The organism is Enterobacter sp. 22452 (assembly GCF_052045065.1).
Lineage (GTDB): Bacteria > Pseudomonadota > Gammaproteobacteria > Enterobacterales > Enterobacteriaceae > Enterobacter > Enterobacter mori.
This window is the reverse complement of the sequence record NZ_JBQEOB010000005.1, coordinates 371,186-385,568: the sequence shown is the minus strand read 5'-3', so window position 1 is coordinate 385,568 and position 14,383 is coordinate 371,186. Positions and strand designations below refer to the sequence as shown.

Genomic DNA, 14,383 nt, shown 5'->3' with positions numbered 1-14,383 from the left:
ATGCGCTCCAGGCAGGGTACGGCGGATGATTTGTTATACCACTTTTGCGAGCCAGTCTCCAGATTTCGCCATGAAAAAAGCCGCCCGGAGGCGGCTTTTGAGAAGATTTTGCCGGGTGGCGCTGCGCTTACCCGGCCTACGATTTTATTGGGTTTTGTAGGCCGGGTCAGGCGAAGCCGCCACCCGGCACAGCGATGCTAACTCTGCGTAGCGGGTTTCCCAAGGGACTCTTTCGCCAGTTCGTCTGCGGATTTACTTTTCAGCACCGTCCAGATAACCACCGCACCCATCAGGTCGAAGATAGCCAGTACCGCGAACAGCGGGCTAAAGCCAATGGTATCTGCCAGGGCACCGACCACCAGCGCAAACATGGTGCTAGCGGTCCATGCCGCCATACCGGTCAGGCCGTTAGCCGTTGCCACTTCGTTACGACCGAAGACGTCAGACGAGAGCGTAATCAGCGCGCCGGACAGGGACTGGTGCGCAAAGCCACCAATACACAGCAGGGCGATAGCCACATATGGGCTGGTGAACAGGCCGATCATGCCAGGGCCGATCATCAGCAGGGCGCCCATGGTGACGACCATTTTACGGGAGACAATCAGGTTCACCCCAAACCAGCGCTGGAACAGCGGTGGCAGGTAGCCGCCCACGATACAGCCCAGGTCTGCGAACAGCATTGGCATCCAGGCGAACATCGCAATCTCTTTCAGGTTAAAGCCGTACACTTTAAACATGAACAGCGGGATCCAGGCGTTGAAGGTACCCCAGGCCGGTTCTGCCAGGAAGCGCGGCAGGGCGATACCCCAGAACTGACGGGTGCCCAGGATCTGCCAGACGGTCATTTTTTTGCCGTTGTTGGTCTGATGCTGAGATTCCTGACCACCAATGATGTATTCACGTTCTTCTTCAGAGAGTTTTTTCTGGTCGCGCGGGTGTTTATAGAACACCAGCCACGCCATTGCCCATGCAAAGCTCAGTACGCCAGAGATAATGAACGCCATCTGCCAGCTGTGCATCACGATAGCCCAGACCACCAGCGGCGGCGCAATCATCGCGCCGATAGACGAGCCGACGTTGAAGTAACCTACAGCGATGGAACGCTCTTTTGCCGGGAACCATTCGGAGCTTGCCTTCAGGCCCGCCGGGATCATGGCGGCTTCAGCCGCACCGACTGCACCACGCGCCAGCGCCAGGCCGCCCCAACTGCCTGCCAGTGCGGTTGCACCGCAGAAAATCGCCCATGCTACGGCGAAGAAGGCATAGCCGATTTTGGTACCCAGAATATCCAGAACATAGCCTGCAACAGGCTGCATGATGGTATAAGCCGCGGAATAAGCCGCAATGATGTAGGAGTATTGCTGCGTGGTGATGTGCAACTCTTCCATCAACGTTGGAGCCGCTGCTGCCACTGTGTTACGCGTCAGGTAGCCCAGCACGGTGCCGAGCGTCACCAGTGCAATCATATACCAACGTAACCCTTTAATTTTACGCATGTAAAACCTCATCGTTATGTTATTTCCGTGCCAGAACACGGTAACAACTCAACCGTTGCCGGGAGTTGTTCAGTAACGGGAGGGGCATAACCGGGAGATGTCCCGGAACGACCCGAACCTTGCCATAAGTCATCGTGCATAAGTCGGTTTCCGTACCGTTAAATCTGATGTTCTTGACACCAGCAATGCATTCCGTCGGCGTAGTGTTTGCGACGGCGAAACGATAACTTGTCATACAACTTTAAAAGGTGAGTGACATCACAAATGTGTGAATCTTTGTAGGGATATTCCGCGGTGCGAGCAAAGCCAGTATTGGCGCGGCCTGTGAGAGGGTTTACTCCATTTGGGGTAATTTTTTTGTCGACGTTTATTGATCTGACTCACGAAAAAAACTTCGGCGGGTGGAAATTGGTGTGATAACTTTGCAACATATGAACATACGCTTTCTGACGCTCCCGTAATGAGGAAGACGATAATGACGCCGTTTATGACCGACGATTTTCTGTTAGATACTGAATTTGCACGCCGCCTGTACCACGACTACGCAAAGGACCAGCCAATTTTCGACTACCACTGCCATTTACCGCCGCAGCAGGTTGCCGAAAATTATCGATTCAAAAACCTGTATGATATCTGGCTGAAGGGTGACCACTATAAATGGCGCGCGATGCGCACCAACGGCGTCGCTGAGCGCCTGTGCACCGGCGATGCCACCGATCGCGAGAAGTTTGACGCCTGGGCGGCCACCGTTCCGCATACCATCGGCAACCCGCTATACCACTGGACGCATCTTGAACTGCGTCGTCCGTTTGGCATCACCGGTAAACTCCTTTCTCCCGCTACTGCGGATGAAATCTGGGATCAATGCAACGCGCTGCTGGCGCAGGAACAGTTCTCCGCACGCGGCATCATGAAGCAGATGAACGTGAAGATGGTCGGCACCACCGACGATCCTGTCGATTCGCTCGAGCACCACGCCGTCGTTGCGAAAGACACCTCTTTCGACATTAAAGTGCTGCCAAGCTGGCGCCCGGATAAAGCCTTCAACATTGAGCAGGCCACCTTCACTGACTACATGGCGAAGCTGGCGGAAGTGTCCGATACCGATATTCGTCGTTTTGCTGACCTGCAAACCGCGCTGACCAAACGCCTGGATCACTTTGCGGCGCACGGCTGTAAAGTCTCTGACCACGCGCTGGACGTGGTGCTGTTTGCCGAATCAAACGAAGCCGAGCTGGACAGCATCCTGGCGCGTCGTCTCTCCGGCGAAACGCTGAGCGAGCATGAAATTGCCCAGTTCAAAACGGCGGTGCTGGTGTTCCTCGGCGCGGAATACGCCCGTCGCGGCTGGGTACAGCAGTACCATATCGGCGCGCTGCGCAATAACAACCAGCGCCAGTTCAAACTGATCGGTGCGGATGTGGGCTTCGACTCCATCAACGACCGTCCGCTGGCGGAAGAGCTGTCCAAACTGCTGAGCAAACAGAACGAGCAAAATCTGCTGCCAAAAACCATCCTCTATTGCCTGAACCCGCGCGATAACGAAGTGCTGGGTACCATGGTCGGCAACTTCCAGGGCGAAGGGATGCCGGGCAAGATGCAGTTCGGCTCCGGCTGGTGGTTCAACGATCAGAAAGACGGCATGGAGCGTCAAATGACGCAGCTGGCGCAGCTTGGCCTGCTGAGCCGCTTTGTCGGCATGCTGACCGACAGCCGCAGCTTCCTGTCCTATACCCGCCATGAATACTTCCGCCGCATTCTGTGCCAGATGATTGGCCGCTGGGTGCACGCGGGCGAAGCGCCAGCGGATATCCAGCTGCTGGGCGAAATGGTGAAAAACATCTGCTTTAACAATGCGCGTGACTACTTCGCCATTGAACTGAACTAAGGCCGTCTGAGGTTGATATGCAATACATCAAAATCCATTCGCTGGATAACGTGGCCGTCGCGCTGGCGGATTTGACCGAAGGAACGAACGTCACGTTCGACGGTCAGTCGGTCACGTTGCGCCAGGCCATTGGGCGTGGACACAAGTTTGCCCTGATCCCCATTGCGAAAGGGGAGAACGTGGTGAAGTACGGTTTGCCCATCGGTCATGCGCTGGCGGATATTGCACCGGGTGAATATATTCACTCACACAATACCCGCACCAATCTGAGCGATCTGGACGAGTACAGCTATCAACCTGATTTCCAGGCGGAAGCCGGGCAGGCGGCAGATCGTGACGTGCAGATCTACCGTCGCGCCAGCGGCGAGGTGGGGATCCGCAATGAACTGTGGATCCTCCCGACCGTCGGCTGCGTGAACGGGATTGCGCGTCAAATTCAGACGCGTTTCCTGAAAGAGACCAATGATGCCGAAGGTACTGATGGCGTGCATTTGTTCAGCCATACCTACGGCTGCTCGCAGCTGGGTGACGACCACATCAATACCCGCACCATGCTGCAAAACATGGTGCGCCACCCGAACGCAGGCGCGGTGCTGGTGATTGGCCTTGGTTGCGAGAACAATCAGGTTGACGCTTTCCGCGACACGCTGGGGGAATTCGACCCTGAGCGCGTGCATTTTATGGTGTGCCAGCATCAGGACGACGAAGTGGAAGCGGGCGTGGAGCAGCTTCACCAGTTGTATGACGTCATGCGCCACGACAAGCGCGAGCCGGGCAAGCTGAGTGAGCTGAAGTTTGGTCTGGAGTGCGGCGGGTCTGATGGTCTTTCCGGCATTACCGCCAACCCGATGCTCGGCCGCTTCTCGGACTACGTCATCGCTAACGGCGGCACCACGGTGCTGACCGAAGTGCCGGAAATGTTTGGCGCGGAGCGTATTCTGATGAGCCACTGCCGCGACGAAGAGACGTTTGAGAAAACCGTCACCATGGTGAACGACTTCAAACAGTACTTCATCGCCCATAATCAGCCGATTTATGAAAACCCGTCGCCGGGCAACAAGGCGGGCGGGATCACCACGCTTGAAGAGAAATCCCTCGGCTGCACCCAGAAAGCGGGCGCGAGCCAGGTTGTGGACGTGCTGCGCTACGGCGAGCGCCTGAAAATGCACGGGCTGAACCTGCTCAGCGCACCGGGCAACGATGCGGTCGCCACCAGCGCGCTGGCGGGAGCGGGCTGTCATATGGTGCTGTTCAGTACTGGTCGCGGTACGCCGTACGGCGGGTTTGTGCCGACGGTGAAAATCGCCACCAACAGCGAGCTGGCGACGAAGAAAAAACACTGGATCGACTTTGATGCGGGCCAGCTGATCCACGGCAAAGCGATGCCGCAGCTGCTGACGGAGTTTGTGGACACTATTGTGGAATTTGCGAACGGGAAGCAGACCTGTAACGAAAAGAATGACTTCCGCGAGCTGGCGATTTTTAAGAGTGGTGTGACGCTGTAAGTGTGATGTCGGGTGGCGCTAACGCTTACCCGACCTACGAAATCCTGTAGGCCCGGTAAGGCGTAGCCGCCACCGGGCTTTCTTTTTACCCGCGCACAGCGTTCTTTGCCAGGCGCGCGTCTTCCGCCTGACAGGCCGCTGCGGTAAACAGCACGTCGGTAGAGGAGTTCAGCGCGGTTTCGCAGGAGTCCTGCAGCACGCCGATGATAAAGCCGACGGCCACAACCTGCATTGCGATTTCGTTCGGGATGCCAAACATATTACACGCCAGCGGGATCAGCAGCAGCGAACCGCCCGCCACGCCCGATGCGCCACAGGCACACAGCGACGCCACCACGCTCAGCAGCAGTGCGGTCGGCAGATCCACCGGAATACCCAGCGTATGCACCGCCGCCAGGGTCAGCACGGTGATGGTGATCGCCGCGCCCGCCATGTTTACGGTTGCACCCAGTGGGATCGACACGGAATACGTGTCGCGGTCCAGGTTCAGCTTCTCTGCCAGCGCCATGTTGACCGGAATGTTCGCCGCCGAACTGCGGGTGAAGAAGGCGTACACGCCGCTCTCGCGCAGGCAGGTCAGCACCAGCGGATACGGGTTGCGGCGGATCTGCCAGAACACCAGCAGTGGGTTAATGACCAGCGCGACCAGCAGCATACAGCCAATCAGCACGATCAGAAGCTGTGCGTATCCCCACAGGGTTTCAAACCCGGTGGTTGCCAGCGTGGAGGAGACCAGACCGAAAATCCCGATTGGCGCAAAACGAATAACAATTTTCACCATAAAGGTCACGGCGTTCGACACGTCGTTAACCAGGTTTTTCGTGGTCTCGTTGCCGTGACGCAGCGCGAAGCCCAGGCCAATCGCCCAGACCAGGATGCCAATGTAGTTTGCATTCAGCAGGGCATCAATCGGGTTAGTGACCATGCTCATCAGCAGGCCGCGAAGCACTTCGACAATGCCGGACGGCGGAGTGATATCACCGGCCGCGCTGGTCAGGTGCAGCGTGGACGGGAACAGGAAGCTAAACACCACGGCCGTTAAGGCAGCAGAGAAGGTTCCCAGCAGATACAGGAACAGAATAGGGCGAATGTTGGTTTTTTGTCCGTGCTGGTGGTTAGCGATTGACGCCATCACCAGCATCAGTACCAGAACCGGTGCGACGGCTTTCAGTGCACCAACAAACAGCGTACCCAGCAGGCCCGTCGCGATAGCAGCAGGTTTTGACACCAGCGCCAGCAGGATCCCGAGAACCAGTCCTACCAGAATTTGTTTAACCAGGCTCCCCTGCGCCAGGCGCGCAAAAAGCCCCGTTGATTGTGTGCTCATACATTATTCCTGAGTGAAATTGCGTTCCATTCCGAATGTGCTCTAAGTCACATTTATGTCCGGATGTAAGTAAATGTTTGCCTGGTCGAGTATAGGGAATGCACGAAAGGAGGGAAGCGTAAAATGCTGGATTTTACGTGGTGCATCATATTTTTTAACTGCTGCGTTACAAAAGTGTGTTCACCCTCTCCCTATGGGAGAGGGCCGGAGTGAGGGAATTACTCTACCTGCTGCTTCTTATCGTGCTGGCGGTTAACCCAGGTATTGATAATCAGCGTCACGATTAGAATGCCGAACACCACGCCGAGCGAAATGGCGATCGGGATGTGGTAGAAATCGACGATCAGCATCTTGATACCGATAAACACCAGGATCACCGACAGACCATACTTCAGCATCGAGAAGCGTTCCGCCGCGCCCGCCAGCAGGAAGTACATCGCACGCAGGCCGAGGATCGCAAACAGGTTTGAGGTCAGGACGATGAACGGGTCGGTGGTCACCGCGAAAATGGCCGGGATGCTGTCTACGGCAAAAATCACGTCGCTCAGCTCGACCAGAATCAGCACCAGCAGCAGCGGGGTGGCAAACAGCAGGCCGTTCTTGCGCACGAAGAAGTGCTCGCTTTCGATCTTGTCGGTCATGCGCAGGTGCCCACGGATCCACTTCACCAGCGGGCGATCGCCAATCGCGGAGCCGTCCTCTTTCGCCAGCGCCATTTTGACACCGGTGAACAGCAGGAACGCGCCAAAGACGTACAGCAGCCATTCGAACTGGGTGATCAGCCAGCTGCCGGCGAAGATCATAATGGTACGCAGGATAATCGCGCCCAGCACGCCGTAGACCAGCACGCGACGCTGCAGGGCAGCAGGTACGGCAAAGTAGCTGAACAGCATCAGCCAGACGAAGACGTTATCAACCGCCAGGGCTTTTTCAATCAGATAGCCGGTGAGGAAGGCGAGCGCCTGAGGATCGGCCACCGCACGGCCTTCGGTCGAGGCCAGATACCACCAGAAGGCGGCACAGAACAGCAGAGAGAGGGTAACCCACACCAGAGACCAGGCCGCGGCCTGCTTCATGGACATGCCGTGCGCGCCGCGACGGCCCTGCAAAAAGAGGTCGATCGCCAGCATGATGAGCACGACAACCGCGAATCCGCCCCACAACATTGGAGTGCCGACAGAATGCATACTATTTTCCTTACACATAAAAAACAAAAACGGCCATGGTCAGAAGACGATAGCCGTTAGCTTTTTATGCATAGACCTCGCCTTCCGGCAAGGTCTCACTTACAACCACGAGGGTTGCCCGGCGACCGGATGCGTGTTTAACGCATCGTAATGACGATCCACCGACGAAGAAGTTACTCCCCTTTGCAGGTAACAAAATATGTCAGACCATTGGTTTCGTCAATGGTCTGCACGGTTTCATTACACAGTTTTACGCGATAGCTTCCGCGCTCACGTCGTCTGCTGGAAACACCACGCCGGTCTGACGGCGGATATCCGTTTGCAGTTTCGCCGTGGTGCGGCTCACCGCGAGGCCCGGGTGATTCACTTCGTTGTCTTCCACCAGACGGGCGAAGACCTCTGCCTCATAGAGCATAGTGTTAATATGCTGAGGCTGCGTCAGCTCTTGCGCTTTACCGCCGCGCGGCACAAAGCTCACCTTCTGGCACTCGGAGATCTTCTCGATAACCAGCGAGCCCGCTTCGCCCTGAATTTCGCTCGGCAGCACGGAATCGCTCACCTTGGAGTGCTGCAGCGTGACGCTGAAATCGCCGTAGTCCAGCACCACGAGTCCGTGCGCATCCACGCCGCTCTCCAGCAGGCTAGCGGTGGCCGTCACGCCATGCGGCTCGCCCCACAGCGCCACGGCAGAGGCCAGGCAGTAGAAGCCGATATCCATAATCGAACCGTTAGAGAAGGCCGGGTTAAAGGTGTTCGGGTTCTCGCCGTCCAGGTAGCGCTGGTAGCGCGACGAGTACTGGCAGTAGTTGATAAAGGCTTTACGCACTTTGCCAATTTTCGGCAGGGACTGCTGCAGCAGCAGGAAATTCGGCAGGCTGGCGGTTTTAAACGCTTCGAACAGCACCACCTGGTTTTCGCGGGCAAGCGCAATGGCCGTTTCCACTTCCTGAATATTCGATGCCAGCGGCTTCTCGCAAATTACATGCTTTTTATGGCTGAGGAACAGCTTCGTTTGCGGGAAGTGCAGGGAGTTTGGGCTGGCGATATAGACCGCGTCAATGGCGTCGCTTTGCGCCATCTCGTCGAGCGAGGTGAAGAGATGCTCAACGAGGTAGTCGTTAGCAAAACTCTGCGCCTGCTCAAGGCTGCGGGAATAGACCGCGGTAAGCTTATATTTGCCGGTTTCGTGGGCGGCGTCGACGAACTGGCGCGTGATCCAGTTCGTTCCAATGACTGCGAAACGTATCATAAACGTTTACGTACTCCGTAGCGGGGAACCTTTAGCCACTGTAGCACGTCATCATGACAATTCGCGTGCGCTATTCCGCATTACTATTTAACGATAAATGCGTAAGCCATAGCCGGGTATCAAACTCCAGCTGGTGGTACTGCGGCTCCATGTGGCAGCACAGGGAATAGAACGCTTTGTCGTGCTCTTTCTCTTTCAGATGCGCCAGCTCATGGACGACGATCATCCGCAGAAAGGCTTCTGGCGCGTTACGGAACACCGTCGCGACGCGGATTTCGGCCTTCGCCTTTAGCTTGCCGCCCTGCACGCGGGAGATGGCAGTGTGCAGGCCGAGCGCGTTTTTCAGCACGTGGATCTTGTTGTCGTACATCACCTTGTTGATCGGCGGCGCGCTCTTCAGATAGCGGCTTTTCAGATCCTGCGTATACTGCCAGAGGGCCTTATCGGTCGCGAAATCGTGCGTACCGGGATAGCGTTTTTCCAGCACCGCGCCGAGCTTCTGCTCGGCAATCAGGCTGCGAACCTGAGTCAGTAAATGCTCCGGATAGCCCTGGAGATAAGTAAGTTGGTTCATCAACGCCCCAAATCGACAATAAAACGGGTATACTCACGCACCCTTTTCAGGGATACGCCAAATTTTACCATTCAGGAGGGCCGATGAGCCACTTAGACAACGGTTTCCGTTCACTCAACCTTAAACGTTTCCCGGAAACGGACGACGTTAACCCGCTCATGGCGTGGGAAGCGGCGGATGAATATCTGCTGCAGCAGTTGGATGAGACTGAAATCCGCGGCCCGGTTTTGATCCTGAATGACGCGTTTGGCGCGCTGGGCTGCGCCTTGGCGGAGCACACGCCATACAGCATCGGCGATTCCTACCTGAGCGAGCTGGCGACGCGTGAAAACCTGCGCCATAACGACATCGAAGAGTCTAGCGTGAAGTTCCTCGACAGCACCGTGGATTACCCGCAGGCGCCGGGCGTGGTGCTGATTAAGGTGCCAAAAACCATGGCGCTGCTGGAGCAGCAGCTGCGCGCGCTGCGTAAGGTCGTCACGCCAGAAACCCGCATCATCGCGGGTGCGAAAGCGCGCGATATCCACACCTCGACGCTGGAACTGTTCGAGAAAGTCCTCGGCCCGACCACCACGACGCTGGCCTGGAAAAAAGCGCGTCTCATCAACTGTATGTTCAGCGCACCGGAGCTGGCCGACGCGCCAGAGACCCTGAGCTGGAAGCTGGAAGGCACCGACTGGACCATCCACAACCATGCGAACGTTTTCTCCCGCACCGGACTGGATATCGGCGCGCGTTTCTTTATGGAACATCTGCCGGAAAATCTGGAAGGTGAGATTGTCGATCTGGGCTGCGGCAACGGCGTGATTGGCCTGACGCTGCTGGCGAAGAACCCGGACGCCAGCGTGGTGTTCAGCGACGAGTCGCCGATGGCGGTGGCCTCCAGCCGTCTGAACGTGGAAACCAACATGCCGGAAGCGCTGGACCGCTGCGAGTTTATGATCAACAACGCGCTGTCGGGCGTAGAGCCGTTCCGCTTCAACGCCGTGTTCTGCAACCCGCCGTTCCACCAGAAGCACGCCCTGACGGATAACGTCGCGTGGGAGATGTTCCACCACGCGCGCCGCTGCCTGAAAATCAACGGCGAGCTGTACATCGTGGCGAACCGCCACCTGGACTACTTCCACAAGCTGAAGAAGATTTTCGGTAACTGCGTCACCATTGCGACCAACAACAAGTTTGTGGTGCTGAAAGCGGTGAAGCTGGGTCGTCGTCGGTAAGATTGTTAAGTGCGGCCTGATGCCCTCACCCCAACCCTCTCCCACAGGGAGAGGGCGCAAACACTAAAAACGGCAACTGGGTTGCCGTTTTGCTTTTACCCTGCCGCCCGGCAATGCCCTAGATCGCCAGAGCTAACTTTGTCCCCTGCGCAATTGCCCGCCGCGCATCCAGCTCCATCGCCACGTCGCACCCGCCGATCAAATGCACCGTTTTACCGGCTTCGCGCAGCGGATCCGCCAGATCGCGCTTCGGCTCCTGCCCGGCACATAAAATGACATGATCCACGCGCAGCAGCTGCGGTTCGCCGCCGATCGTGACGTGCAGCCCCTCGTCGTCGATCTTCTGGTAGCTGACCGCCGGGATCATCGTCACCCCGCGCGAGAGCAGGGTGGCGCGGTGGATCCAGCCCGTGGTTTTGCCCAGCCCTTCACCCGGCTTGCTGGCTTTACGCTGGAGCATCACGATCTGGCGCGGGCTTTTCGGCAGTTGCGGCCCTTCCGGGCGTAGCCCGCCGGACTGGCTCAGGCTGGTGTCGATACCCCATTCCACGCAAAACTCGGCAATGTTCTGGCTGGTGGCCTCGCCCGGCTGGCTTAAGTACATGGCGGTATCAAAGCCGATCCCGCCGCAGCCGATAATCGCCACCTTCTCACCAACCGGCGTTTTGTCACGCAATACATCCAGATAGCTCAGGACCTTCGGATGATCGATACCCTCGATCGCCGGCATGCGCGGTACGATCCCGCTCGCCAGGATCACCTCGTCGAAACCGATCAGATCCGCCGCGCTGACAAACTGGTTAAGCCGCAGATCGATGCCTGTAAGCTCGATCATCCGGCGGTAGTAGCGCAGCGTTTCATAGAACTCCTCTTTGCCGGGGATCTGTTTGGCGATATTAAACTGGCCGCCAATCTCCGCCAGCGCATCAAACAGCGTCACGCTGTGCCCGCGGGAAGCGGCATTCACCGCAAACGCCAGCCCCGCCGGGCCTGCGCCCACCACGGCCAGGCGTTTTTTATTGACCGCCGCAACAACCGGCATTTTGGTTTCATGGCAGGCGCGCGGGTTAACCAGGCAAGAGGTGACCTTGCCGACGAAGATCTGATCCAGACAGGCCTGGTTACAGCCGATGCAGGTGTTGATTTCATCCGCACGGCCGCTTTGCGCTTTGGAGAGCAGTTCGGCATCGGCCAGGAACGGTCGCGCCATCGACACCATATCGGCGTCGCCTCGCGAAATCACATCGTCCGCCACCTGCGGATCGTTAATGCGGTTAGTAGTGACCAGCGGAACAGATACTTTGCCTTTCAGCCTGCGCGTTACCCAGCTGAACGCCGCGCGCGGCACCGGCGTGGCAATGGTCGGGATGCGCGCTTCGTGCCAGCCGATACCGGTGTTGATAATGGTGGCGCCAGCGGCTTCAATCGCCTGCGCCAGCTGCACGGTTTCGTCGAAGGTACCGCCGCCCTCTACCAGGTCGAGCATCGACAGGCGGAAAACAATAATAAAATCAGCGCCCGCACGTTCGCGCACGGTGCGCACGACCTCCACGGCAAAACGCATGCGGCGGGCATAGTCGCCGCCCCATTCGTCGTCGCGCTGGTTGGTGCGGGCGGCGAGGAACTCGTTAATCAGATAGCCTTCGGAACCCATTATCTCGACGCCGTCATAGCCCGCCTCGCGTGCCAGCGCCGCGCAGCGGGCGAAGTCGTCAATCAATGCCAGGATTTCGTCGTGGGTGAGGGCGTGAGGTTTAAAGCGGTTAATCGGTGCCTGAAGAGCCGACGGCGCGACCAGGTTCGGCTGATAGCTGTAGCGTCCGGTGTGCAGGATTTGCAGGGCGATTTTACCGCCCTCGCGGTGTACCGCGTCGGTCACAATGCGGTGGTGCGCCAGCTGTGACGCATCGTTCAGGACCGCGCCGCCCTCCATGCCCACGCCGGAAGGGGCAGGGGCCACGCCGCCGGTGACAATCAGCGCCACTCCGTGGCGGGCGCGCTCGGCATAGAAGGCCGCCAGACGCTCGGCCCCGTCCGGATGCTCTTCCAGCCCGGTGTGCATTGAGCCCATCAGCACGCGGTTTTTGAGTGTGGTGAACCCCAGATCGAGGGGGGCGAATAACGACGGGTAGCGGCTCATAGTCTCTTCCAGTGTAAAATTATTGTTATGTGGTCGGATGAGTTACTAATTTAGCCAGCACGAAGTAAAAGGGAAAAGGGGAATGCAGTGATTGTGATGGGATTCAAATATTGGTGTGGCCTGATGCCCTCACCCTAACCCTCTCCCACAGGGAGAGGGGACGTAATCTCCCTCTCCCTTAGGGAGAGGGTCGGGGTGAGGGGGATGCCCGCATCAGCCCCGGCGCCTGCCACATTGACGTCGTCAGCCCGCTGTCCACCAGCCCCAGCTGGTCGGCGTACACCGCCTGCCACTTCTGCATCATGCCGTCGTACAGCTCGCGGTGCTGCGGGTTCGGCGTGAACTCGCGGCTCCACTTCACCAGCCGCTCGCCCGTCGAGGCCATATCCGCAAACAGCCCCGCGCCCGCGCCTGCCGCAATTGCGCAGCCGAGCGCCGTCGCCTCTTTCACCTCCGGCACGCGCACCGGCAGACCGGTGACGTCGCTTAAAATCTGACTCCACAGCGCCCCTTTCGAGCCGCCTCCGGCAAACACCAGGCGCTCAAACGTCACGCCGGAGAAGCGCGAAATTTGCGCCAGGTTGCAGGCCGAGACGATCGCCGCGTTCTCCTCCAGGGCGCGGAACAGCGTCGCTTTGTTGCACTTTTCCGGGTCGATGGAGAGGTTAATAAACGACGGCGCGGCGTGGTACCACTGCTTAAAATGCATTGCGTCGGAGAAAATCGGCATCACCCCGTGGGAGCCCGCTGGCACGCGGCTCGCCATCTCTTCCAGCAGGGAATAGGTATCCATCCCCATCCGTTCGGCAATCAGCTTTTCCTCCGCGCAGAAGGCGTCGCGGAACCAGCGCATGGTCAGTCCGGTAAAGAAGCTGATCGACTCCGCCTGCGCCATGCCGGGAATAACGTGCGGGTTCACGCGGATGTTCATGTCAGGGTCGGTGCGCACCTGCGGCAGGTTCACTACCTGCTGCCAGAAGGTGCCGCCCAGCACCGCCGTTTGCCCGGCGCGCACCACGCCCAGCCCCAGACAGCCCAGCTGCACGTCGCCGCCGCCCATCACCACCGGGGTGCCTTCGCGCAGGCCGCTCTGCTGCGCGGCCTCTTTGGTGATAGCGCCCAGCACGGTGCCGGTCTCTTTCACCGGGGAGAGGATATCGGCGCGCAGGCCAGCCATGTCGAGCAGCGCCGGCCGCCAGTCGCGGGAGAAGAGATCCAGCATGCCGGTGGTGCCCGCGTTAGACGGGTCGACCGCCAGCTCGCCCGAGAGCTTTGCCGCCAGCCAGTCGCTGATCATGGTGATGGTGGCGGCCTTGCGGTAAATATCCGGGCGATGGTGTGCCAGCCACAGCAGGCGCGGCATGGCGCTCAGCGCCAGCGTCTGGCCGGAAACGTCATACACTTCGGATTCAAAACGGTCGTCGTGGATCTCTTTGAGTTCGGCCACCTCGCGGCTGGCGCGGGCGTCGACGTTGGCGCAGGCCCAGATGGCCTCGCCGTTGCGGTCGTACAGCACGATCCCTTCGCGCATCGAGCAGCAGGCGACGGACTGAATATCCGCCGCGCTCAGGTGCGCACGTTCCAGCGCCTGATAAATACACTGGCAGGCCAGCCGCCAGTTGGTCTCCAGGTCGAACTCCATCGACCCCGGCACGTTCTCCACGCTCAGGTGCTTCCACTCGGCCTGGCCGACGGCAATCTGGTTGCCCTGTAAATCGAAAATAACGGCGCGAACGCTGCCTGTCCCTGCATCTAACGCTAAAAGGTAACTCATGAGCTTGCCTCGTTGTTAGCGCA

The 14,383-nt window shown here is 58.4% G+C and carries 10 protein-coding genes; 3 read left to right on the top strand and 7 right to left on the bottom strand.

What is annotated here, in order from left to right; genetic code table 11:
• Nucleotides 1–197: 197 nt before the first annotated feature.
• Nucleotides 198–1,496 (bottom strand): MFS transporter, encoded by a 1,299-nt coding sequence (locus ACTJJA_RS16855; RefSeq protein WP_089600214.1) that lies wholly within the window; start codon nucleotides 1,494–1,496, stop codon nucleotides 198–200.
• A 475-nt stretch (nucleotides 1,497–1,971) separates the two neighbouring features.
• Here ACTJJA_RS16855 and uxaC point away from each other — a divergent pair, with 475 nt between their 5' ends.
• Complete coding sequence (gene uxaC, locus ACTJJA_RS16850; RefSeq protein ID WP_042713935.1) at nucleotides 1,972–3,384, top strand: glucuronate isomerase; 1,413 nt, start codon at nucleotides 1,972–1,974, stop codon at nucleotides 3,382–3,384.
• Between the two features lie 17 nt (nucleotides 3,385–3,401).
• A complete protein-coding gene (locus ACTJJA_RS16845; RefSeq protein ID WP_440668732.1) occupies nucleotides 3,402–4,889 on the top strand; it encodes a UxaA family hydrolase in 1,488 nt (495 codons plus the stop codon).
• A gap of 85 nt (nucleotides 4,890–4,974) precedes the next feature.
• On the opposite strand, the gene sstT is transcribed toward ACTJJA_RS16845, so the two are convergent.
• From sstT to ACTJJA_RS16825, 4 genes are all read right to left on the bottom strand, one after another.
• Nucleotides 4,975–6,216, bottom strand: a complete 1,242-nt coding sequence (gene sstT / locus ACTJJA_RS16840) for a serine/threonine transporter SstT (RefSeq protein WP_420986242.1) — start codon at nucleotides 6,214–6,216, stop codon at nucleotides 4,975–4,977.
• Nucleotides 6,217–6,434: 218 nt separating this feature from the next.
• Nucleotides 6,435–7,403 (bottom strand): TerC family protein, encoded by a 969-nt coding sequence (locus ACTJJA_RS16835; RefSeq protein WP_193140079.1) that lies wholly within the window; start codon nucleotides 7,401–7,403, stop codon nucleotides 6,435–6,437.
• A 250-nt stretch (nucleotides 7,404–7,653) separates the two neighbouring features.
• Nucleotides 7,654–8,652, bottom strand: coding sequence for a Gfo/Idh/MocA family protein (locus ACTJJA_RS16830; protein WP_440668731.1), 999 nt, complete (start codon nucleotides 8,650–8,652; stop codon nucleotides 7,654–7,656).
• Between the two features lie 70 nt (nucleotides 8,653–8,722).
• A complete protein-coding gene (locus tag ACTJJA_RS16825; RefSeq protein WP_047347756.1) occupies nucleotides 8,723–9,226 on the bottom strand; it encodes a YgjP-like metallopeptidase domain-containing protein in 504 nt (167 codons plus the stop codon).
• A gap of 83 nt (nucleotides 9,227–9,309) precedes the next feature.
• On the opposite strand from ACTJJA_RS16825, the gene rlmG reads away from it, so the two are divergent.
• Entirely contained in the window at nucleotides 9,310–10,446 is a 1,137-nt protein-coding gene (gene rlmG, locus ACTJJA_RS16820; protein ID WP_440668730.1) for a 23S rRNA (guanine(1835)-N(2))-methyltransferase RlmG, read from the top strand.
• Between the two features lie 118 nt (nucleotides 10,447–10,564).
• Here the strand turns inward: rlmG and ACTJJA_RS16815 are convergent, their stop codons facing one another.
• Together ACTJJA_RS16815 and lsrK are read right to left on the bottom strand one after the other, a co-directional pair.
• Complete coding sequence (locus ACTJJA_RS16815; RefSeq protein WP_440668729.1) at nucleotides 10,565–12,586, bottom strand: oxidoreductase; 2,022 nt, start codon at nucleotides 12,584–12,586, stop codon at nucleotides 10,565–10,567.
• Nucleotides 12,587–12,764: 178 nt separating this feature from the next.
• Nucleotides 12,765–14,360 (bottom strand): autoinducer-2 kinase, encoded by a 1,596-nt coding sequence (lsrK, locus tag ACTJJA_RS16810; protein WP_440668728.1) that lies wholly within the window; start codon nucleotides 14,358–14,360, stop codon nucleotides 12,765–12,767.
• Nucleotides 14,361–14,383: the final 23 nt, after the last annotated feature.